Origin of the sequence: Streptomyces sp. NPDC005483, assembly GCF_040606035.1 — a bacterium.
GTDB lineage: Bacteria > Actinomycetota > Actinomycetes > Streptomycetales > Streptomycetaceae > Streptomyces.
The window spans coordinates 209,091-228,954 of the sequence record NZ_JBEXEA010000010.1; the positions used below are offsets into that span (position 1 = coordinate 209,091).

Consider the following 19,864-nt stretch of genomic DNA (forward strand, 5'->3'; position numbering starts at 1 on the left):
GCAAGGGCAGTCGCCCGCAGACCCACCATGTCTCCGGTGTGCTGCGTGAGTGGACCCGCGAGATCTGACAGGCACCCGCCAACAAGGGAAGGACGTCATGAGCACATATCTGGCAGACAAGGCCGAGGACCTCACCGTGGAGGGCCCCTCGGCGACTTTCACCTACCGGCGGATGGGTCCGCAGGGCGGTGTCCCGCTGGTCCTTCTGCACCGTTTCCGCGCGACCATCGACTGGTGGGACCCGGAGTTCCTGGACTACCTGGCCGCCGACCACGACGTGATCGTCTTCGACAACGTCGGCGTCGGCTACACCACCGGCGAGCCGCGCGACTCCATCGACGGATTCGCCGAGGGCGCCGCCGAGTTCATCGAGGCACTCGGCCTCACGCAGGCCGACGTGCTCGGCTGGTCACTGGGCGGCTTCGTGGCCCAGCGCCTGGCCGCGCGGCGTCCAGAGCTGGTGCGCAAGATCATCGTGGCGGGCAGTGGCCCGAACGGCTGGGTGCCCGGTGCGCCGGAGGCGAGTGAGAAGGTCCTGGGCATCATGGCCAAGCCCGACGCCGACCTCGAGGACACGCTGTTCCTGTTCTACCCGGAGACGGAAGCGGCCCGTGCCTCGGGACACGAGCACTTCGCCCACGTCTCGACCCGACTCGCCGCCGGTGGCCCCGCGGTCTCCGAGACGGCGGCGCAGGCGATGCTCGCCGCGATCGGCCAGCTCCTGGCAGCCCCCTTCGACGACGTCCAGGCCGAACTGGAGTCCATCAAGCACCCGGTCCTGTACGCCAACGGCCTGCACGACGTGATGGTCCCCGCCCACGCGTCCTACGTCGCCGTCCAGCACCTGTCCGACGCCACCCTCCTCCTCTACGGCGACGCCGGCCACGCCTTCCTCTTCCAGCACGCCAAGGCCTTCACCAAGCAGGTGACCGACTTCCTCGCCGCCTGAGCACGCCGACCGCGCCACCGATACCGGACCCGGGCGGCGATCGGTCGACCATCGGGCAAGCGCCGACTCGCCGCTGTACGGCGGCGCTTGCACGATTGCTCTCCGGTGTCCGCCTGCTGACAGCGCGGCCTTGCGGGGCGGAGCCGGCCCTGCGGGGGCGGACATGGTCCGGCGGGTCCGGTCCCGGTCATGGATGGGGTCGGCCAAGTGCCTCTCGATCCCGCCCAGGCGTTGCCGCAGTGCTCGCTCCGTGCGGGTGCGCGATGGCCAAGCCACCGGGCAAGGCCGCGCTGACCAGGCGTACGGATCCCGCGCGCACCGCGAGTACCTGCGCAGATGCCGCATCCGCTGCACTATTCCAGAGAAGGCCGAACAGGTCTGCAACCGCAAGAAGCACGTTTCCCGCTGCGGTCGGCCGCCGAAGTTCGACAAGGCCGACTGCAAGGAGCGCCACGCGGTGGAGTGCGGGATCAGTCGTCTCCAACCCCACCGGGCTGTAGCCACCGGAGGGGCATCAATGCTCGCTGTCGGCTACGAAGCAGCCGTGCTGGAAGCAGTGATCAACGAGTGGCTGTGACACTCACACGGCACGCTCCATGCACACCAGTTGATCCCGCTCGTCCCATGACTCGGCGACGGTGAAGCCGAGTCGCTCGTAGAGGGCGATGGCGGCTGCCCGCCACTTCCACACCGACAGCCGTACGGTGCTGACACCGCTTTCCGCGGAATGCGCAAGTGCGGCGCTGACCAGTCCAGACGCGATGCCCTGGTTCCTGCATGCCGGGTCGGTCCAGAGCCTCTTGACCTCTGCCCGCCCCCCGACGGGGGCGGTCACCACCACGCAGCCCACAGCGGTGTCCGCGCTGAGTGCCACCAGCACGACAGCGTCCGCGAACGCAGTCCGCGGGTCCAGGACTTCTGCCCGGTAGCGGTCCGGCAGCCCGTCCACATCGGCGACGGCCTCGCCCTTCTCGGCCTCCGTCCGCAGATGGTAGCTCGCCAACAGCTCAGCCGGCCCGGCGTCCACAGAACGCCCCTGACCTGGCCAGCGGACGATGACAACCTCGCGTTGATCAGTCACGACGCCAGCATCACACGACCCATACCGGACGCCAAACAAGACCCTTGATCCACTTTCGCAACAGCCCACAGCAGTCCGCCAGTACAGGGCTGGCCGGGCCGGGCATCAGCCGGCCGACCTGCGCACCGCGACGGTGGACGGCGGTCCAGCCATCGGTACGAGGTCGTCGAACCCGTCGAGCACGGTCGTGGTCAACTCGCGGGGGTGCCCGCCGGGCAGCCAGTCCATCTGTCCGAAGGCGCCCGCCCAGTCGCGCAGTTGGGCATGAGGGGCGTTGTCGAGCGGGCCGAGGACGACGACCGTGCGTCATCTTGCCGACGATGCGGTCACGGTTCCTTCGGGACTGTCCCCCCGTCCATCGGCAGCGTTCCGGTGTTGCGCAGGAGGACGAGTGGACGCCGTCACAGTTCGAGGGCGAGGACGGTGTGATCCGCTGAGCCGATGACCGACTCCTGCCGCGAGCACTCGGGCGGGCGTGGATGGGGAGGCCCGCACTTGTACGTCTCCGGCGCCGGCCGGGCTCCGGAGGCGGACGCCGCCATCGCGCGGATCTGCGTGTGGGTCAGGGAGAAGGCGAAGGTCTGACCCGTCCCCCCGGCATGGGCGGGCGGGCAAGCGGCTGTGGGCTACCCGCCCTCACCGTGCCTCTGGCCGGACGAAGGAGAGGGCGTTCTCGATTCCCCGCTCGAGGACCTCGTCGGAGAACTTCCGGTCGGACAGCGCGCGGGACAGCTGCAACGTTCCCACCGCCATCGTGTAGAGCCCGATGGCCTGACCGCGGGCCGACTGCGGATCCTCGGGGGCCAGGCGGGCGGCGAGCTCTTCCACGATGGCCCTGGCGCCTTCGGTATAGGCGCCCTTCGTCGCGTCACCACAGCGGCCGATCTCATCGAGCAGGGCCGCGGACGGGCAACCGTCGCCGGGGTTGTCCCGATGCTCGGGCGACAGATACGCGCGAAGGAAGTCCTCGAGCCCCTCGCGACCGGGCCGCAGCGTGCCGTACTGCTCAACCTGCGCGCGCAGCTGCTCGGCGACCACGTTGGCGACCAGGTCGTCCTTGGACTCGAAGTGGGCATAGAACGCTCCGTTGGTGAGCCCGGCGTCCGACATCAGCGTGGAGATGCCGGAGCCGTCGATGCCGTCCTTCTTGAACCGGTGGCCGGCCCGCTCGATGATCCGTTGCCGCGTCACCTGCTTGTGCTCTTTGGTGTAGCGCGCCACAGGGTTCCTCCATCAACTCCGCCGGGTCATTGCCTCGTATCTCATTCTAATCTATGGTCTGACGTATGTAATATTACGGTCGACAGGTAATTGCCGCTCTGCCACCGGAAGCCGCCGCCCCCCGGCCCGGTCCGCCGGCACGACGTTCTCGCGAGGCACAGAGCGGACTGTCCATCAAAATGAGCCATGGGCCCGAGTGGAGGCGATCTCACCGCCATCGAGTCCATCGCCTTCTCCAGCCCTGGGGCGGCGGGCTCGCGCCGATTCGGCCGTTGTCCGGACCGCCCGCTCGCCCGCGCCCGCAGAACCAGGAGAGCAATGATGCTCAGCCCGAGCCGCAACGTGTCACGACTGCTGACGGACACGGTGTCCCGACACCCCGAGCGCACCGCGATCGTCTTCGGCGACGACCACATCACGTACGCCGCTCTCGACGCCGCCGCCAGCCGCGTCGCGAACCTTCTCGTCACGCGCGGGATCCGGCCGGGCGACAAGGTCGCGCTGTCCTGCCCCAACCTGCCCGAGTTCTCCAGCGTCTACTTCGGCATCCTCAAAGCGGGCGCCGTGGTCGTGCCGCTGAACGTGCTGCTGAGGGCTCGGGAGATCGCCTATCACCTCGCCGATTCGGACGCGAAGGCGTACTTCGTGTTCGAGGGCACGCCGGAACTGCCGATCGGGCAGGCCGCGTGGGAGGGGTTCCGGGCGACCGAGAGCTGCACCGAGTTCTTCCTGATCGAAAGCGGTGCCGGGGCTCCGGCCGGGGGAGCGGCACCGGAGTCCTACCAGGCGGCCGTCGCCGGGCAGCCCGGGACGTTCCGGACGATCGAGCGCGACGAGGACGACACCGCGGTGGTCCTCTACACCTCCGGCACGACCGGCCATCCCAAGGGCGCGGAGCTGCGGCACCGCAACGTGTACGACAACGCGCTCATCGGCCGCGACCTGTTCGCCGCCGATCCCGGGCACCCCGACACCTACCTGTGTGTGCTGCCGCTGTTCCACGCCTTCGGCCAGACCGTCGTCCAGAACGGAGCCTTCGCGTTCGGCGGCACGATCGTGATGCAGCCGAGGTTCGAGGCGCAGACGGCCCTGCGCCTCATGCTCGCCCACGACGTGACGTTCTTCGCCGGAGTCCCGACGATGTACTGGGGCCTGCTCGCGGCACTCGACGAGACGGTCGACGTCGCCCGCCTGGCCGCGAAGCTCCGCGTGGCCGCGGCGGGCGGCGCCGCGCTGCCCGCCGAGATCCACAAGCAGTTCAAGGACCGCTTCGGCGTCACGATCCTCGAGGGCTACGGGCTGTCCGAGACCTCGCCGATCGCGTCCTTCTCCCGGTTCGGGGAGGAGCCACGCGTCGGCTCGATCGGAGTGCCCATTCCAGGCGTGGAGATGAGGCTGATCCGCGACGACTGGTCGGATGTCGAGGGTGGCCCCGAGGAGATCGGGGAGATCGCGATCAGGGGACACAACGTCATGAAGGGCTACTACAAGCGGCCCGACGCGACGGCCGAGGCGATCAGGGAGGGCTGGTTCCGCTCCGGCGACCTCGCCCGCAGGGACGAGGACGGCTTCTACTACATCGTCGACCGGTCCAAGGACATGATCATCCGGGGTGGCTTCAACGTCTACCCGCGCGAGATCGAGGAAGTGCTCATGGAGCACCCGGCGGTCTCGCTGGTCGCCGTGATCGGCGTACCGCACGAGTCCCACGGCGAGGAGATCAAGGCCGTCGTGGTGAAGGAGGCAGGCAGCGGCACGACCGAGGACGAGCTCGTGGCCTGGGCGAAGGCGCGGCTCGCCGCGTACAAGTATCCGCGCATCGTCCAGTTCGCCGACGAACTGCCCCTGACCTCCACCGGCAAGATCCTCAAGCGTCAACTCTCCTGAGCGGCGACCGCCGGCGCGAAGTGCCGGTGGCTAGTTTTTGCCGAGCCGCTGCGCCACCGCGGCGCGCGGTCATGGGGCGTTGGCGAGGGCGTTCGGGCGCGCCCGACTCGTGTTCAACGCCGCGGGCCGCGTGCGTGAGGATCCCCGGAAGGCAGGCAGGACTATCCCCCCGGCGCGGAGTTGTCCACCCGCCTGATCCCCGAGGCCGAACGCGTCCGTCAACTGACGGACGCTCGGGCGCAACCTTCCGGTGTTCTGTCGTGTCCACGTAGTGTGCTGACGATATTTAAATCATGGCGGACAGTGGCGGCCGCCGCTTTCGCGACCGCGGCTCTGGCGGTCGCGACCCCGGCCGCGCACGCTGCCGGAGCGACGCTCGTCCTGGACGCCCAGGAGAACTACTACCTTCCCACCGAGGGCGAGGGCCCCAATCTCAACCTCGGCATCACGGCCTCGGGCGGGGATGCCCACGACGTCTCGGTCGCGGTCGACGCGTCGTCCCTCGCCGGGAAGGCGACGATGGTGGTCACGGGGGACTGCGTGAGCACCGGCACCCTGAAGGTGAGGTGCGACGTGGGCCCGCTGTCGGGCAAGGAATCGATCGACCCGTTCCTCCTGAAACCCACCGCAGCCGCCAAGGCGGGCGACACCGGTGCCATCACCTACACCGCCACCGCCTCCGACACGGCCACCGTGACGGGGAAGACGGACGTCCTGGTCGGCGGGCCGAAGCTCGTCAGCCGGCCCTACCCGGCGCTGAAGGGCATCGCGCCCGGCGCCGTCTTCGAGCGCACCCCGGCCTTCGCCAACAACGGGAAAGCCCCCGCCGACAAGGGCGTCATGCTGCTGGTGCAGGACTCGGAAGGCGTCTCTCTCGCCCGTGACCACTCCAACTGCCACTGCTCGAACCGGCCCGAGGCCGGTGCCTGGTGCCGGTTCGACACCCCGGTCACGCCCGGCGCGGCCTACGAGACGGACGCGCCGCTGCGCTACACCGCCTCCAAGGACACGATGTACGGCTACAACACGTACGTCGTGTGGCCGGTCGGCGGCACCGCGCCGGACTCCTTCGACCCGTCCGGCTTCCCCGAGACCGGCACGGGCGCGCCGCTCGGCCTGAAGTCCGTCGCCGCCGGCTCCGGATTCACCGGCTCCGGGTACGGCACCTTCGCCACCACCCAGTACGCCGACTATGAGGCGCTTGGCGACACGGTCGAGGGCAAGGTGGGCGAGACGGTGAGCATCACCGTGGGCGTGCGGAACAACGGGCCGGGCCGGATGGGCTTCCAGTGGATGGACGCCGACAACTCCGGCACGTTCGTGGTGACCCCGCCCGCCGGTACCACCATCACCGGCGCCCCCGGCCCCGGCGAGCAGGGCGACCCCGGGCCGCTGTGGAACTGCACACCGGGCAAGGCCAGCGCGAAGAGCTACACCTGCGCCATCGGCAGCACGGACTTCCGGCCGGGCGACTCTGTGACCCAGGAGTTCACGGTGCGGATCGACCGGGTGGTCCCCGGCGCGCAGGGCAGCGTGCGGGCGGTGGAGAACCCCGAGTACCCCAACCGTGACGACGACGCGGCGAACGACACCGCGGCGATCGCGGTGAAGTCAACCGGCTCGGCTACGTCCAGCCCGTCGCCCAGCGCCTCCGCGTCCCCGTCGCCCACGGCCACCGCGAGCTCGTCCGGCTCCGGGGCGGGAACCACGGGCGGGACGACGACGGGCGGCGGGCTCGCCGCCACGGGCGCGGACGGAGTCCTGCTGCGGGCGGGCACCGCCGTTCTGCTGGTGGCGGGCGGCGCGCTGGTGTTCCTGGCGGCGCGAAGGTCCCGGACGCAGAGCGGCCGCTGACGCTGCCCGCCCCGGCGTGGCAGGCGTGAACGTCGGCGCAATGCAGTTCGGTGATCGCCGCGAGATCGAGCGCCCCAGGCCGCTTCCGTCTGGCGCGGCTTGCCCCCTTGTCGGCAGGCCGCGCAGCTGGGCCTCGGCGCCGCTCCGTCTCTCCCTCCTCGTCCAGGCACTCTGCGGAATGAGTGGTCAGCGCTGGGAGGTGAGTCCGTGTCCCGTCCCGGCTGTCGGCGCGTGTGAGGGGCCGCCCCGTGGACTCGAGTGCCCTCCGCCGTCTGCGCCGTGCGTACGCCGAAGCGCCCGGGGAAGGTGATTGCCTCGGGGCGCTCGTGCCGCGGCGGGAGGTGATCAGAGGGTCTCGTTGACCCGGCCGATGTACTCGCCCAGCTGGTACTCGACGTCGAGGCCCTTCTCGGCGACCAGTGCGCCGAGCCTGACCGCACGCGCGGCGAATCCTGGCTGCGTGAGGGTGCCCGCGAACTCGTTGAAGGCGGCGACCAGGTGGGCGTCCGGCGGCAGTGTCGCCCGGTTGACCTGGGACTTGGCGGTCGCGATTGCCGGCCGGTCGAAGGAGGCGAGGCGGGCGGCAGTCGCGTCGACGAAGGCGTCGAGTTCGGCGTCGGGCAGGGTTCGGGTGACCCATCCCCAGCGTTCGGCCAGGTCGGCGTCGTAGTCGGCGCTGGTCAGGATCGCTTCCAGGGCGTGGTCGCGGCCGATGGAGCGGGGGAGCCGCTCGCCGCCGCCTCCGCCGGGGACGAGGCCGAGGCCGACCTCGGGCTGGCCGAAGAACGCCTTCTCGCGGCTGGCGTAGCGCAGGTCGCAGGCGAGGGCCAGCTCGTTGCCGGCGCCGCGGGTACGGCCGCGGATGGCCGCGATGCTGACGAACGGGGCCTTGCTCAGCCGCAGGACCATGTCGGTCCAGACCGGGTTGTCGTCCTCGTGCTCGGGCAAGGGGAGGTCGGCGGCCGCGGCGGCGTCGAAGTGGTTGATGAAGAAGTCGGGGAGTTCGCTGGCGAAGACGACGACCTGGATGTCCGGGTCGTTCTCCAGTTCCTGGACGATCTTGTGCAGCGTCACGACGGACTCGGGAACCACCAGGTTCACGGGAGGATTCGAGAACGTGATCCTGGCGGTCCGCGGGGTCGTCCGCTCCAGGCGGACAGTGCTGGGCTGGCTCATGGCGTGGTTCCGTTTCGTTCTGTCGGGTGGGGTGCGGGTTCCGCCGTCCTGACTGTCGGAGAGGCGGAGCGGCATCGGCTGCACCGGGCCTGCTTGTACCCGTGCGGCACGGTGTGGGCTTCGTTCCCGCCGTTGGTGAGCCGGCCTTCGGTTCCCGCCATTTAACTTACGATCGTAATACTATAAGCGCAAGAGGTTGGGCAGGCAAGAGATCTGATCCACCGGACGAACGAGCGGGCAAGGTCACGCGGTCGGGGTGCCGGACAGAGGTCGGGAAGCGGTCGCCGGGGAGGATCGCGGCGACCCCGGAATCATCCGGTCTGGGGCTATCTCCTACCTCACCCTGCTGGAGGTCGGACAGCGGCACGAGGCGCCCACTTCAGGCGCATCCACATGGCGCTGATGAGACTCGCACTCGAAGGCCGGCTCCCCCAGGCAGGACTTGTTGTGGGGAAGGGGGTTTGAGTGAGTGTCAGGTCCATCATGCCTGTTCGGAGGCGGTTTCGGTAGGACGCAGCGCACGTCCGATCGGCCTTGTGGCAACGGGTGCCGCGCGCCAGACTCGTCGTCATCCACACTCCGGCCATCGTGTCGGCAGCCCTTCCCGGCTGTCGGCGCATTCGCCGTGCTGTCTCGCCGTGTGACGTGCACCGGCCCGGGGGTGGAGGGACGAAGGGGATCGATGGATCAGGACATGGTTGTGCTGGCGAGGGTCAGACTGCTCGGTGCCAACCAGCGGGTGGTGCGTGGTGCCGAGGGACTGTGGATCTACCGTCTTCTCGGACAGGTCGAGCCGGAGGTGTACGGGTCGAAGCTGGCGTACGTTCTGGTGGAGGCGAGCGCGTCGCCCCTGGTGCGGGAGTTGCCTGAGCGACGGTTGGCCTTGCTGGACGAGGCCGTGAAGGTGGCGACGGCCCTTGGTACGTCGAATCCGTACCGGGCGAAGATGCTGGCGAGGGCGCTGGCCGCCAGGCAGTGGGAACTGGAGGGGCACCCGGCGGAGCCGCTGGCGTCCGACGGGCGGGAGCGTCGGGCGGCGCTTCAGAACGTGCCGCAAGAACGCACATGATGTTGTGGGGGTCGAGCGCCGACTCGCTGGACGGTGAAGAAGGGGAGGGGCCGGGGCCGCTGCCTGGATGCGGTGGCGCTTGACTCTTCGCAAGTACAGCTCAGGACGTGGGGCCCGGTCACGGTCGGGCCCCACGTCCCGACCGCGGGGGGCGCAGGGGGGTACGGGCTGTACTCGCCTGTCGGCAGGTGAACTTGCTCAACTCCTGGCCCGTCGGCGGTTGTTGGTCAGCCAGCGCGTTGACGGATGGCGGTGGGAATGCATCCTCGGTCGTGGCCCAGATCTCGGAGCGCGCGGCCGACAGGGCCTCCGAGGGTTTTCCTCGATCGCCGGGCAGTCGTGCGCGCTCGTGGGCCGTCGTTGTGGGCCCCGCAGGCCGGCCGGCGCCCCGCTGGTCGGCGGACGTCAACCCGATGACCGTGAGGCCCCACTCCTGCGACGGCCGCTCAGGTTCAGGACTCGAGGAATCCAAGCGCCCTGGGCACGAAGTCATCGTGGCACTGGAAGACGCCTCCGTGCCCGGCATCCGGGTAGAGGGGGACGAGTTCGCTGTGGGGCAGGCGGGCGGCCAGGTCGAGTGTGTTCGGGCTGGGCACCATCCGGTCGTTCTCGCCGTTTGCCACCAGGACCGGTTGGCGAACGGCCGACAGGTCCGACGGCGCCTGGCGGCCCCACTGCTTGACGGCCTTCAACTGGGCGCGCAAGGACGCCAGTGAGATGTCCTTGTCGCGGTCGTGCGTGCGCTCCTTCAGCCGTTCCAGGAAGTCACGTCCGGCCTGTCGGCCGCCTGCGGTGTCGGTGAAGAAGAGGGAGAGTTTGGGGTCCTGGCGGGTCAGGGCGCCCTTCAGCGTGGCCTGGATGGTGAGTGCCGGGACCTTGTCGATGCCGGGGCCCCCGGCAGGGCCGGTGCCGGCCAGAATGACCTTGCGGACGAGGTGCGGTTCTTCCGCCGCGATGACCTGCGCCACGAAGCCGCCCATCGACAGGCCGAACAGATCGACCTGGTCGAACCCGAGAGCTCGGATGAACAGCACGGCGTCGCGGGCCATCGCCTCGATCGTGTCGGGCGTGGAGCCGCTCGATCCGCCCACCCCGCGGTTGTCGAAGGTGATGACCCGACGCCGTGCGGCGAGTCCGTCGACGACGCGCGGATCCCAGTTGTCCAGCACTCCGGCCAGGTGAACCAGGAGGATGAGCGGTACGCCGTCCTTGGGGCCGAGTTCCCGGTAGACGAAGTCCTCGCCGCGAACGGACAGGGAGCGGGTCGCCGCGTTCTTGGACGACGCCGTCGAAGGGGAGGGGGAGTTCCGCGGTGTGCTCATGTCCGGATCCTTCTGGGCGTCGGGGGAGAGGGGGCGCCCTCGCTGATGGGCGCGGGCTGGGCAGCGTATAGAAGTATGTTCATAATCTTAACGTGGTCACTCGACAGGCTGCAAGCGAGACCTTCGTCATCAGGGCCGCTGTGGTCTGGGTGCGTGATCTTCAGTGCGGATGCGCGCTCTGCGGACGGGTCAGGTCGCGGAACTGGTGTGCTCATGTTCGAGGCTCGGCAGGTGAAGGCATTGCGGATGCCCTGTTCGAGTGGTTCATCGGTGAGCTGCCTGTCGGCAGGGGCTCGGGTGCTGCGTGTTGAGTGCTGAGGTGCGGGCGGGGGAGAAGTCGTCGTGCGCCGACCGTGCAGGCATCTCGAAGATCCAGGCGTCGGCCGGTGAGGCCGTTCTGGCGATGTGTACGCCATGGATTCCGATGCTTCACCGACCTCGACAGCGGCTCGAGCGGATCGGCCGACCGATGCCGGAGCCCATGCGCACCCCTGCCTACCTACCCGTCTGCTTACCTGTCCGGCGGGGTCGGTACGTCCGCCGCGACCCCGGCAGACGGTGGCTCATGGCGTCGAGAGTCGACCTGTTTACTGCTCGGCGGCATGGCGGGCGAGGTCGTCAGTGGAACCGATTCGCGATTCCGGCGGTATGGGCCCCCTCGTTCGGTGAGCAGGCGGAGGCGCATCCGGTGCCGGGCTGGTCCCGCTGTGCAGGCACCAGGTGCTAGCGGGCGAGGTCCTCAAGTCCAGGGCGGCCGGGCCGCAGAGTGCCCTACGCGGTGATTCTGCGTATGCAGTCTCTCGGCCATGAGGCGGGTGACGAGGTCGCCCTCGGAGGCGAAGTGGGCGTAGAAGGCTCCATTGGCGAGTCCGGCATCTGACATCAGCGGGGAGATGCCCGAGCCGTCCATATCGCGCTGCTTGAATCGCCGGCCCGGCCCCTCGACGATCCGCGTGCCAAGAGCTCTCAGATTTCGCCGGTCTGCGAGTCCCGACCAATGAGCCTTTTTCAACCTGGGTGTGAGATGGGTAGCTGGGCAGCCGACCAGCAGAGCGCGCTTCTCTACCTGGGTTCCTGAGTCATCGATCTGTGCGCCTTACCGGGCGAACTCAGAAATCACGCTGAGGCGGTACGTCTGATCGCACTAGGCGGACTCGCGCGGCTGGTATGCGGGAGGGTAGATAGACGAAGCCATTGCCGTTGTCGAGGAGCAACGCCTCATCGATGCCGTCCACGGACCAGAGGTCGGCCGGCCCACCGGTGTTGTTGATGATCTGAAGGAAGAACCCTGCTTCTTCCTCGTCCCGGCAGATGAAGATCCCCTCCACCTCGGGGCGGCGGCTCCCGGCGATTCCCCGTGCGGCGCCCATGCGGGTCCAGTCCAGGCCATGCTGTGCGATCGACCGCCGATTGAGGACGGACGAGACGTGGAACAGGTTCGAGGCATCAGACACGACAGGAGTATAGGAGGCCGCGTGGCTCCCATCCTCAGGCCGAGGCGGACACGGGTGGCGCTGCAGCGGAGTTTCTGCAGCAGCCGCCAAGGCTTGAGGGTGCCCATCGCTGCTCGCCGAGCGCGCGGATCTTCGCATGGGCGCGGTTGACTGCCCTCTTCCCGGCCAAGAGCGGATACCAGCGGCCGCAGAGGGGGACGCGAACGGGGGGACCGGACCTTGGTACGCCTTGTCGGCCCAGCACGGGATGCGGTAGCTGCCGCCTTGCTGTCGTAGACGGGCCTGGCAGGGTCGGCGATGCCCGGACGAGCTTTCCGAAGGGGTATCGGAGAGGGACTGGACGTTCATGCCGTGCCTGCAGTGCTTGCCGGAGTGGAACGGGCGGCCGGCTGCGAGCGGTCGACGGGAAGCAGGGGCCGTCCAGGATCATGAACGCGTCCGTTGGCGACAGCCATGGCCTGCTGGAGCGTGGGGGCCGGGAACGGCCAGGACATCCACGGCCTCGCTGACGTAGCGGGGCGCAGTGGCCAGGCCCGCGAGGTGCGCGAACGTTTGACCGCAACGCAGGTGCGCCAGAGTCGTCAACACCTCTCCCGTCGCAGCAGCCGCGGCGCGGAAGCGGACAGACCCAACCCGGACGGGTAGAAAAGCACGCGAAGCTCCCGGCGAAAACCAGGAGCTTCGCCAGGTCGGAAGAGGCTCAATGTCTCACGACCGGCGGCGGGCACCGGGGCCGAGCCGGGCGGTGACGTCTCCAGGGGTGAGGGCGGAGTGGTCCGCGGAGCACTCGACGACGACGCGGAGCGGAGCGTCGCAGTCGGTGTGGCGAACGTCCAGCACCGGGCCCTCGGAGCCGAGGGCATACGCCTCGCCCCACTGGCTCAGCGCCATCAGGACGGGCCACAGGTCCCAGCCCTTGCGGGTCAGCCGGTATTCGTTGCGGGAGCGGCTGCCCGCTTCCTGGTAGGGGACGGTCTTCAGGACGCCGGACGAGATCAGTTTGCGGAGGCGGTCACTGAGTACGGCCTCCGACAGGCCGATGTGGCGGTGGAAGTCGTCGAAGCGGCGGACTCCGTTGACAGCGTCACGCAGGATCAGCAGCGTCCATTTCTCTCCGACCACGTCGAGCGTGCGCTGGACGGGGCAGTTCTCCGTGCTCGCCTCAAGCCACTCCATCCCGCCATCGTAAGGCCCTGGCTTCGTCATTGACAGTCAGGTGGGCTCACAGATAGCTTCATTTATCAAAGCCAGATGGGAAGGTGCTCGGACGTGGGACGAACGCGAACGTATGAATGGGAAGATCCCGCGATCCTGGCGGAAGCCGCCGGGCGCATGTCCGGCATCGACTTCCTGCGCGAGCTGAAGGCGGGGCGACTGCCGGCGCCGCCCATCAACTACTCCATCGACTTCACCCTGGACGAGGTGGAGCCCGGCAGGGCGGTCTTCTCGCTGACGCCAGGGGAGGAGCACTACAACCCGATCGGCAGCGTGCACGGCGGCATCTTCGCCACCCTGCTCGATTCCGCTGCGGGTTGCGCCGTTCAGTCCACCCTGCCGCAAGGCGTGGCGTACACCTCGCTGGACCTGACGGTGAAGTTCCTCCGGCGGATCACCGTGGACACGGGTACGGTGCGCGCGATCGGCACGGTGATCAGCAAGGGGCGTCAAACCGCCCTCGCCCAGGCGCAGTTGGTCGACGGGGCGGACCGTCTGCTCGCCCATGCCACCAGTAGCTGCATGCTCTTCCCGGTGCCTTCCTCTCAAGGGTGACCCCCGACCGCGACCGGTGAATCGGGCCTTGCCCCGCACGCACCGACGTCTCGCCCTCCTTCCGCCTCCTCCCCCTCACCGTGCTTCCATCTGATGTCTCAACCACGCTCCGCCGGGGCCTCGTTGGTCAGCTGACCTGCCGAACCCGACCTACCCCATGCGCCCGTGGGATGGGCGACCATGCTCGCCATCACCTGCGAAGGTGACCGGCGCTGCGAGGTCCGCCTGCCGCAGCGGGCGATGGTGGCACTGGTGTACCCGCGCGAACACATCACCCTCGCGAAGATCGCTGCCGGTTTCGGGATCAGCGAGTCCACTGCTCATGCCTGCACGAGCGCGGTCATCCCTCTGCTTGGCCGACCCCGACTTCGCCCTTGATGGCCTCCTGGCCTGGTGCGGCCGGGTCGGCGACGGACGCTCGGACTCTTCCCACAAATGCCGCCTGAGTCGGCGTGAACGTCCAGGCGGTCACCGATCCCGGCGACCGCCCGCGAACAGCCGTGTGAAACGTGCTCATCGTGGTTCAGGCTCTGGGGCAGCCGTTCACGGCGTGTGACCAGCGCGGCGTAGTACAGGGCGCAGGGTTTCGATGACGCCGGGGTCGTCCACCGTGGAGGGGATGGGTTCGTCGTGGCCGTCGGCGATGCCGCGCATCGTCTTGCGCAGGATCTTTCCCGAGCGGGTCTTGGGCAGGGCGGCCACGACTGCGACGTCCTTGAGGGCGGCGACGGCGCCGATGCGCTCGCGTACGAGCTGGACGAGTTCTGCCTCGACCTCGGAAGCGTCGCGGCTGATGCCGGCTTTCAGGACGACGAAGCCGCGCGGGATCTGGCCCTTGAGTTCGTCGGCTACGCCGATGACGGCGCATTCGGCGACGTCGGGGTGGGCGGCCAGCGCTTCCTCCATGCTGCCGGTGGACAGCCGGTGTCCGGCGACGTTGATGACGTCGTCGGTGCGGCCCATGACGAAGACGTAGCCGTCGTCGTCGATGTGGCCGCTGTCGCCTGTGAGGTAGTAGCCGTCGTAGGCGGAGAGGTAGGAGGCGACGTAGCGGTCGTCGTCGTTCCAGAGAGTGGGCAGTGCTCCGGGCGGCAGTGGCAGCTTTACGACGATCGCACCGTCGACGCCCGCGGGTACGGGCTCTCCCGAAGGGTCGAGGACGCGGACGTCCCAGCCCGGGAGCGGACGGGTGGGGGAGCCGGGTTTGACGGGGGCGGCCTCGATGCCGACGGGGTTGGCGACGATGGGCCAGCCGGTCTCGGTCTGCCACCAGTGGTCGATCACCGGGATGCCCAGGAGTGCGCTCGCCCAGTGGTAGGTCTCGGGGTCGAGGCGCTCGCCGGCGAGGAAGAGGTGGCGCAGGCCGGTCAGGTCGTGGTCGGCGGTCAGCGTTCCCTTCGGGTCCTCCTTGCGGATGGCCCGGAAGGCCGTGGGCGCGGTGAACATGGTCTTGGCCCGGTGCTCGGCGGCCACGCGCCAGAACTGGCCCGCGTCCGGTGTGCCGACCGGCTTGCCCTCGTACAGGACCGTCGTGGCGCCGGCCAGCAGGGGCCCGTAGACGATGTACGAGTGCCCGACGACCCAGCCGACGTCGGAGCCGGTGAACATCGTCTCGCCCGGGCCCACGTCGTAGACGGCGCCCATCGACCAGTGCAGGGCGACGGCGTAGCCGCCGCAGTCCCGGACGACTCCCTTGGGCTTTCCGGTCGTTCCGGACGTGTAGAGGATGTAGAGGGGATCGGTGGCGGGGACGGGAACGCAGTCGGCCGGGGACGCGGTGGCGACCAGGTCCTTCCAGTCGAGATCGTCGGGCCCCAACTCGGCGGTTTCTTGCGGGCGTTGCAGGATCACGCTCTTTTCCGGCTTGTGGGCCGCGAGCTCGATCGCCTGGTCGAGCAAGGGCTTGTACGCGATCACACGCTTGCCTTCGATGCCGCACGAGGCGGAGACCACGACCTTGGGGGCCGCGTCGTCGATGCGCAGGGCGAGTTCGCGTGGGGCGAACCCGCCGAAGACGACTGAATGGACCGCGCCGATCCGTGCGCAGGCGAGCATCGCGACGGCGGCTTCTGGGACCATCGGCATGTAGATCACCACCCGGTCGCCGTGTCCCACGCCGAGCCCCGCCAGTGCTCCGGCGAAGGCCGCCACCTCGTCCCTCAACTGCGCGTAGGTGTAGGTACGTTGGGTGTCGGTCACGGGTGAGTCGTAGACGAGCGCGGGCTGTTCACCCCGGCCGGCCTCGACATGCCGGTCGAGTGCGTTGAAACAGACGTTGAGCCGTCCGTCGGGAAACCAGCGGTAGAAGGGCGCACCCGAGGAGTCCAGGGCGCGGTGCGGAGCGACGTCCCAGTCGATGCCCTCCGCCGCCGTCAGCCAGAAGCGCTCCGGGTCCTCGGTACTGGCGCGGAAGACATCCTCGTACGTTCCCATCGCGCACTCCTTTGTGGCATCGAGGGATGGTGGTGTTGTGGTGTGCGGAACGGTGCCGGACACAAGTACCGCATGCCGACGGGCATGGTCGAGCGAAATGCCGGTGGACCGGTCACCGGCATCGCGGTGGTGCGGCGGCCTGGCGGGCAGACCTGACGTCAGGCTCGGCTTTCGCTCACGCGCCGAGGTGCTTGCGGAGCCACTGGCCCATCTGCCCGATGGCCTGGTCCACCTCGGGTACGCGTCCGGCGCCCAGGATGAAGGAATGCTGCCCTTCGGGCATCGCGTGGGTCTCGGTGGTGACCTTGAAGTCCGCGAGGCGGCGGCCGAGCTGGGCACCGTCGTCGGCGAGGGTCTCGTACTCACCGTAGTGGACGAGCGTGGGGGGCAGGCCGGTCAGGTCGGCGTTCACGAGGCTGATCCGCGGGTCGGTGAAGTCCACGGCGGGGTCCTGCAGCCAGGCGCCCCGGAAGAGCTCCAGCGTAGCCCGGCTGAGCATCTTGTCGTTGGTCTCGTTGGCGTCCACTGCCGGGTTCTGGAGCGTGAGGTCGGTCCAGGGGGAGACGCTGACGATCGCGCCGGGGGTGGCCTCGCCCTTGGCGAGCAGGCGCAGCGGCAGCATCACCGCGAGGGTGCCGCCGATCGAGTGGCCCGTACTGCCGATGTTCTGCGGCTCGTAGCCCTGCGCGAGCAGCCACCGGTAGGCGGTCTCGGCGTCGTCGAGCTGCGCCGGATAGGGGTGTTCGGGCGCCAGGCGGAAGTCCACGACGAGCGAGCGGGCGCCGGCCGCCTTCGCGATGTGGCCCGCGGCCTTGCGGTCGGAGTGCATGGAGGCGGCGACGGACCCGCCGAAGTGGAAGTGAAGCAGCGCGCGGTCGGGATCGGCCCCCTCGGGGATGGCCCACAGGGCGGGGACACCGCCCGCGTCCACTTCGGCGTAGGTGACGCCTTCCGGCTCGGTCGACGCCTTGTGGTTCGAGTCGACGATGTCACGGATGACGGCCAGGTCGAGGCCCGGTGTCGACGACTTCGCGCTCACACCCGCGAGGAACTCCGCGAACTCTTGTGCCTCTTGGCTCACTCCCATGATGGTGCTCCTTCTCAGGCGGGTGCCGCGCCGGGGTCCCCTGCGGCAGCCGGGTCGATGTGCTGGTCATGACGCTACTTGCTGAGTATAGAAAAGTAAACTCAGATGCGGTTGGGATCACCCTCATGGAGGCGAGGGTGGGCGGACGAGACGTGGTTGCCGGTTGGGGCGCCCGCTGGTTGGTCAACGCCCGCAGAACCCCTACCGCTGCAGATCGGCGGTCTGGGATCCGAGTTCTTTTCCTGTCAGGACCCTGTATTGCATGTCGCGAAACTCGAGTTCGGAATTCTGGGGTGAGCTGACGCTGCCGAGCCACCCGAGAAGGAACGCCGCGGGTACGGAAACCAGGCCCGGGGTCTGGAACGGATACCAGTCGAAGTGTGCTTCCGGCCACAGTGCGAACACGGTTCCCGAGACGACGGGTGAGAAGGCCGTGAGGACGGTGCAGAACAGTAGACCGCCGTAGACGGACCACAACAGGCCTCTGCGGTTGAACCGGCGCCAGAAGAACGAGTAGAGCAATGCGGGGAAGATGCATGACGCCGCAACACTGATCGAGAAAGTGACCAGAAAATCAGTCGGATACCGGTGGATGGCAGCGGCCAGTGAAAGGCCCACCGCGCACACGATGACGGCGGCCGCGCGCAGTACTCGTACCTCCCCGGTTTCGGTACGGCGACGCCTGCCTTGCGCGAACACGTCGTGGGCGAACGAGACGGCGGCGGCGAACGTCACACTGGTCACGGTCGTGAGCACGGCGAGGAAGATGACACACGCCATGAGGGTGATGAGCACGACGCGTCCTGGCGAACCGTCACGGAGTACGCCCGAGGCCAGCAGGATCGGGGACGACTGCCCGCTGGCATCCACCGCACCGATATCGGCGGCGCCCACCACGGCCGCCGCTGCGAAGCCCGTGGTGATCAGGAGGAGGATGAAGGGGCTCAGGGCGAGCTGCCGTGTCGTGGTGATGACGGAGCAGGGCGCTCAACGCCCTGACCACAGACATGGTCGCCGCAATCGACCGTGTGCTCGCCTCATGGGAGCGCGCACCGCTGTCCGCTGTCGTGATCGCCAGTACCAGCACGAAGGCGTTCTGCGCCGGTGGGGACATCCGTACGATCCGCGAGTACAGCCTCGCGGGCGGTGCCGAGGCCGGGGAACGGTTCTTCGCCACCGAGTACCGGCTCAACGCCCGTCACGGAGCGCGCGGTGCTGGCGATGCCCGAGACCGGGATCGGGTTCTTCCCGGACATCGGGGCCCAGCTACTTCCTGCCGCTGCCCGGTGCGATCGGCAGGTACCTGGGGCCGACCGACGCTGCCTGTACACGGGGCTGGCCACGCACTTCGTCCCCGCGCACGGGCTCGGCGCGGTCGCGGACGCCCTGGCCGGCCATCCCGACGACCCCGTGGACGTCGTCCCGAACCGGCTCAGTCGTTGCCGGGCACCATCGAGATCACGACCTTGCCGGCCTTGGTGCGGCCCTGCTCGACGTGCGCCATCGCCTCGAGGGTCTGGTCGAAGGGGAAGGTGCTGTCGATGACCGGGCGGAGCTTCCCGCTGTCGTAGAGGGCACCGAGTTTGCGCAGCTGGGAGCCGTTGGCCTCCATGAAGAAGAACTCGTAGCGCACGCCCAGCGCCTTGGCCCGCTTGCGGATCTTGCGGCTGAGGGTGTTCATGACCAGGCCAATGACGGAGGGGGCGCCGACCTGCTTGGCGAAACCGGCGTCGGGCGGGCCGACGACGCTGATGGCCAGGCCGCCGGGCTTCAGCACCGTCAGCGACTTCTCGAGGTTCGCCCCGCCCACGGCGTCCAGCACCAGGTCGTAGCCGGAGAGCACCTTCGAGAAGTCCTCCTTGGTGTAGTCGACGATGATGTCGGCGCCGAGGCTCTTGACCAACTCCGCGGTCGCGGTGTTCGTGGTCGTCGCCACCGTGGCGCCGAGGTGCTTGGCTAGCTGGATGACCGTCGATCCGAGGCCGCCGGCTCCGGCGTGGATGAGTACCTTCTGCCCCGGCTTGACGTGGGCACGGTCGACGAGGACCTGCCAGGCGGCCAGGGCCACCAGCGGCACCGCGGCTGCCTCCTCCAGGGAGAGTGAGGCCGGCTTGGGCGCGACATCGTCCACGTCGATCGCGATGAACTCCGCGAAGCCCCCCACCCGCAGGTCGCGCGGACGGGCGTAGACCTCGTCGCCGACCTCGAAGCCGCGTACGGCGGAACCGACCCGCGTCACCACGCCCGCCACGTCGTGGCCGAGCACGAACGGCAGCTTGTACTTCAGGAGCTGCTTGAACTCCCCGTTGCGGACCATCTTGTCCAGCGGGTTGATGCTGGCGGCGCTCACTTTGACCAGGACGTCGCGGTCTCCGACGGTGGGCTCGGGTACTTCTGCGGCGCGTACGCCGTCCTTGCCGTACTTCTCTACGACGAACGCCTTCATGTCGGCCGCCTTTCTGTGTGGGTGTCCGGGTGGTTGATGCGATTCTTCGGGCAGGTCCCCCTGCGCGCCCGTTTCTTGCGTGCGGCCGGGTTGATGTGCTGCTGACGACGCTACT

Annotated in this window: 18 protein-coding genes and 2 pseudogenes; 9 read left to right on the forward strand and 11 right to left on the reverse strand. The window is 68.8% G+C overall.

What is annotated here, in order from left to right:
- Positions 1-97 precede the first annotated feature (97 nt).
- Both ABZT06_RS21175 and ABZT06_RS21180 read left to right on the forward strand, forming a co-directional pair.
- Complete coding sequence (locus ABZT06_RS21175) at positions 98-949, forward strand: alpha/beta hydrolase (RefSeq protein WP_355742772.1); 852 nt, start codon at positions 98-100, stop codon at positions 947-949.
- A 250-nt stretch (positions 950-1,199) separates the two neighbouring features.
- The gene (locus ABZT06_RS21180; protein WP_355742775.1) at positions 1,200-1,526 is read left to right on the forward strand and encodes a hypothetical protein; all 327 of its coding nucleotides are present in this window, start codon (positions 1,200-1,202) and stop codon (positions 1,524-1,526) included.
- A gap of 3 nt (positions 1,527-1,529) precedes the next feature.
- On the opposite strand, the gene ABZT06_RS21185 is transcribed toward ABZT06_RS21180, so the two are convergent.
- Entirely contained in the window at positions 1,530-2,030 is a 501-nt protein-coding gene (locus tag ABZT06_RS21185) for a GNAT family N-acetyltransferase (RefSeq protein WP_355742778.1), read from the reverse strand.
- Between the two features lie 105 nt (positions 2,031-2,135).
- Positions 2,136-2,258 carry a hypothetical protein gene (locus tag ABZT06_RS21190; RefSeq protein WP_355742781.1) on the reverse strand — a complete coding sequence of 41 codons (123 nt, stop codon included), beginning with the start codon at positions 2,256-2,258 and terminating at the stop codon, positions 2,136-2,138.
- Between the two features lie 213 nt (positions 2,259-2,471).
- Between ABZT06_RS21190 and ABZT06_RS21195 the strand changes: the two genes are divergently transcribed.
- On the forward strand, positions 2,472-2,615 hold the full coding sequence (locus tag ABZT06_RS21195; RefSeq protein ID WP_355742784.1) for a hypothetical protein: 144 nt from the start codon (positions 2,472-2,474) through the stop codon (positions 2,613-2,615).
- A gap of 51 nt (positions 2,616-2,666) precedes the next feature.
- Here the strand turns inward: ABZT06_RS21195 and ABZT06_RS21200 are convergent, their stop codons facing one another.
- Entirely contained in the window at positions 2,667-3,251 is a 585-nt protein-coding gene (locus ABZT06_RS21200; protein WP_355742787.1) for a TetR/AcrR family transcriptional regulator, read from the reverse strand.
- Positions 3,252-3,572: 321 nt separating this feature from the next.
- Between ABZT06_RS21200 and ABZT06_RS21205 the strand changes: the two genes are divergently transcribed.
- The gene (locus ABZT06_RS21205) at positions 3,573-5,138 is read left to right on the forward strand and encodes a long-chain fatty acid--CoA ligase (protein ID WP_355742790.1); all 1,566 of its coding nucleotides are present in this window, start codon (positions 3,573-3,575) and stop codon (positions 5,136-5,138) included.
- Between the two features lie 303 nt (positions 5,139-5,441).
- Positions 5,442-6,992, forward strand: coding sequence for a hypothetical protein (locus ABZT06_RS21210; RefSeq protein WP_355742793.1), 1,551 nt, complete (start codon positions 5,442-5,444; stop codon positions 6,990-6,992).
- Between the two features lie 345 nt (positions 6,993-7,337).
- Here the strand turns inward: ABZT06_RS21210 and ABZT06_RS21215 are convergent, their stop codons facing one another.
- The gene (locus ABZT06_RS21215) at positions 7,338-8,168 is read right to left on the reverse strand and encodes an enoyl-CoA hydratase/isomerase family protein (RefSeq protein WP_355742796.1); all 831 of its coding nucleotides are present in this window, start codon (positions 8,166-8,168) and stop codon (positions 7,338-7,340) included.
- 694 nt (positions 8,169-8,862) lie between these two features.
- Here ABZT06_RS21215 and ABZT06_RS21220 point away from each other — a divergent pair.
- Positions 8,863-9,237: a hypothetical protein gene (locus ABZT06_RS21220; protein WP_355742799.1), complete on the forward strand. Its 375-nt coding sequence runs from the start codon at positions 8,863-8,865 to the stop codon at positions 9,235-9,237.
- Between the two features lie 452 nt (positions 9,238-9,689).
- Here the strand turns inward: ABZT06_RS21220 and ABZT06_RS21225 are convergent, their stop codons facing one another.
- The 3 genes from ABZT06_RS21225 to ABZT06_RS21235 form a co-directional block, all read right to left on the reverse strand.
- Positions 9,690-10,559 carry an alpha/beta hydrolase gene (locus ABZT06_RS21225; protein WP_355742802.1) on the reverse strand — a complete coding sequence of 290 codons (870 nt, stop codon included), beginning with the start codon at positions 10,557-10,559 and terminating at the stop codon, positions 9,690-9,692.
- A gap of 1,109 nt (positions 10,560-11,668) precedes the next feature.
- Positions 11,669-12,013: a hypothetical protein gene (locus tag ABZT06_RS21230; protein ID WP_355742805.1), complete on the reverse strand. Its 345-nt coding sequence runs from the start codon at positions 12,011-12,013 to the stop codon at positions 11,669-11,671.
- A 708-nt stretch (positions 12,014-12,721) separates the two neighbouring features.
- On the reverse strand, positions 12,722-13,189 hold the full coding sequence (locus tag ABZT06_RS21235) for a helix-turn-helix domain-containing protein (RefSeq protein WP_355742808.1): 468 nt from the start codon (positions 13,187-13,189) through the stop codon (positions 12,722-12,724).
- Between the two features lie 93 nt (positions 13,190-13,282).
- Here ABZT06_RS21235 and ABZT06_RS21240 point away from each other — a divergent pair, with 93 nt between their 5' ends.
- Positions 13,283-13,783, forward strand: a complete 501-nt coding sequence (locus tag ABZT06_RS21240; RefSeq protein WP_355742811.1) for a PaaI family thioesterase — start codon at positions 13,283-13,285, stop codon at positions 13,781-13,783.
- Positions 13,784-13,963: 180 nt separating this feature from the next.
- Positions 13,964-14,271, forward strand: a pseudogene (locus ABZT06_RS21245) (transposase family protein); the annotation flags it as partial.
- A gap of 55 nt (positions 14,272-14,326) precedes the next feature.
- Here the strand turns inward: ABZT06_RS21245 and ABZT06_RS21250 are convergent.
- The 3 genes from ABZT06_RS21250 to ABZT06_RS21260 all read right to left on the reverse strand — a co-directional run bounded on the left by ABZT06_RS21250 (position 14,327) and on the right by ABZT06_RS21260 (position 18,275).
- On the reverse strand, positions 14,327-16,216 hold the full coding sequence (locus ABZT06_RS21250; RefSeq protein WP_355742814.1) for a propionyl-CoA synthetase: 1,890 nt from the start codon (positions 16,214-16,216) through the stop codon (positions 14,327-14,329).
- A 175-nt stretch (positions 16,217-16,391) separates the two neighbouring features.
- Positions 16,392-17,303 carry an alpha/beta hydrolase gene (locus tag ABZT06_RS21255; protein WP_355742817.1) on the reverse strand — a complete coding sequence of 304 codons (912 nt, stop codon included), beginning with the start codon at positions 17,301-17,303 and terminating at the stop codon, positions 16,392-16,394.
- A 201-nt stretch (positions 17,304-17,504) separates the two neighbouring features.
- Entirely contained in the window at positions 17,505-18,275 is a 771-nt protein-coding gene (locus tag ABZT06_RS21260; protein WP_355743084.1) for a hypothetical protein, read from the reverse strand.
- Positions 18,276-18,310: 35 nt separating this feature from the next.
- Here ABZT06_RS21260 and ABZT06_RS21265 point away from each other — a divergent pair.
- Positions 18,311-18,848 (forward strand): annotated as a pseudogene (locus ABZT06_RS21265) (enoyl-CoA hydratase/isomerase family protein).
- On the opposite strand, the gene ABZT06_RS21270 reads toward ABZT06_RS21265, so the two are convergent.
- Entirely contained in the window at positions 18,736-19,749 is a 1,014-nt protein-coding gene (locus tag ABZT06_RS21270) for an NADP-dependent oxidoreductase (RefSeq protein WP_355742820.1), read from the reverse strand. The pseudogene ABZT06_RS21265 and the gene ABZT06_RS21270 sit on opposite strands and share 113 nt — an antisense overlap.
- Positions 19,750-19,864: the final 115 nt, after the last annotated feature.

What these genes read in the sequence shown, in the direction of transcription:
- ABZT06_RS21235 (WP_355742808.1), bottom strand. Translation starts at nt 13,189, where the DNA reads ATGGAGTGGCTTGAGGCGAGCACGGAGAACTGCCCCGTCCAGCGCACG.
- ABZT06_RS21270 (WP_355742820.1), bottom strand. Translation starts at nt 19,749, where the DNA reads ATGAAGGCGTTCGTCGTAGAGAAGTACGGCAAGGACGGCGTACGCGCC.
- ABZT06_RS21175 (WP_355742772.1), top strand. Translation starts at nt 98, where the DNA reads ATGAGCACATATCTGGCAGACAAGGCCGAGGACCTCACCGTGGAGGGC.
- ABZT06_RS21250 (WP_355742814.1), bottom strand. Translation starts at nt 16,216, where the DNA reads ATGGGAACGTACGAGGATGTCTTCCGCGCCAGTACCGAGGACCCGGAG.
- ABZT06_RS21220 (WP_355742799.1), top strand. Translation starts at nt 8,863, where the DNA reads ATGGTTGTGCTGGCGAGGGTCAGACTGCTCGGTGCCAACCAGCGGGTG.
- ABZT06_RS21225 (WP_355742802.1), bottom strand. Translation starts at nt 10,559, where the DNA reads ATGAGCACACCGCGGAACTCCCCCTCCCCTTCGACGGCGTCGTCCAAG.
- ABZT06_RS21255 (WP_355742817.1), bottom strand. Translation starts at nt 17,303, where the DNA reads ATGGGAGTGAGCCAAGAGGCACAAGAGTTCGCGGAGTTCCTCGCGGGT.
- ABZT06_RS21205 (WP_355742790.1), top strand. Translation starts at nt 3,573, where the DNA reads ATGCTCAGCCCGAGCCGCAACGTGTCACGACTGCTGACGGACACGGTG.
- ABZT06_RS21195 (WP_355742784.1), top strand. Translation starts at nt 2,472, where the DNA reads ATGACCGACTCCTGCCGCGAGCACTCGGGCGGGCGTGGATGGGGAGGC.
- ABZT06_RS21215 (WP_355742796.1), bottom strand. Translation starts at nt 8,168, where the DNA reads ATGAGCCAGCCCAGCACTGTCCGCCTGGAGCGGACGACCCCGCGGACC.
- ABZT06_RS21190 (WP_355742781.1), bottom strand. Translation starts at nt 2,258, where the DNA reads ATGGACTGGCTGCCCGGCGGGCACCCCCGCGAGTTGACCACGACCGTG.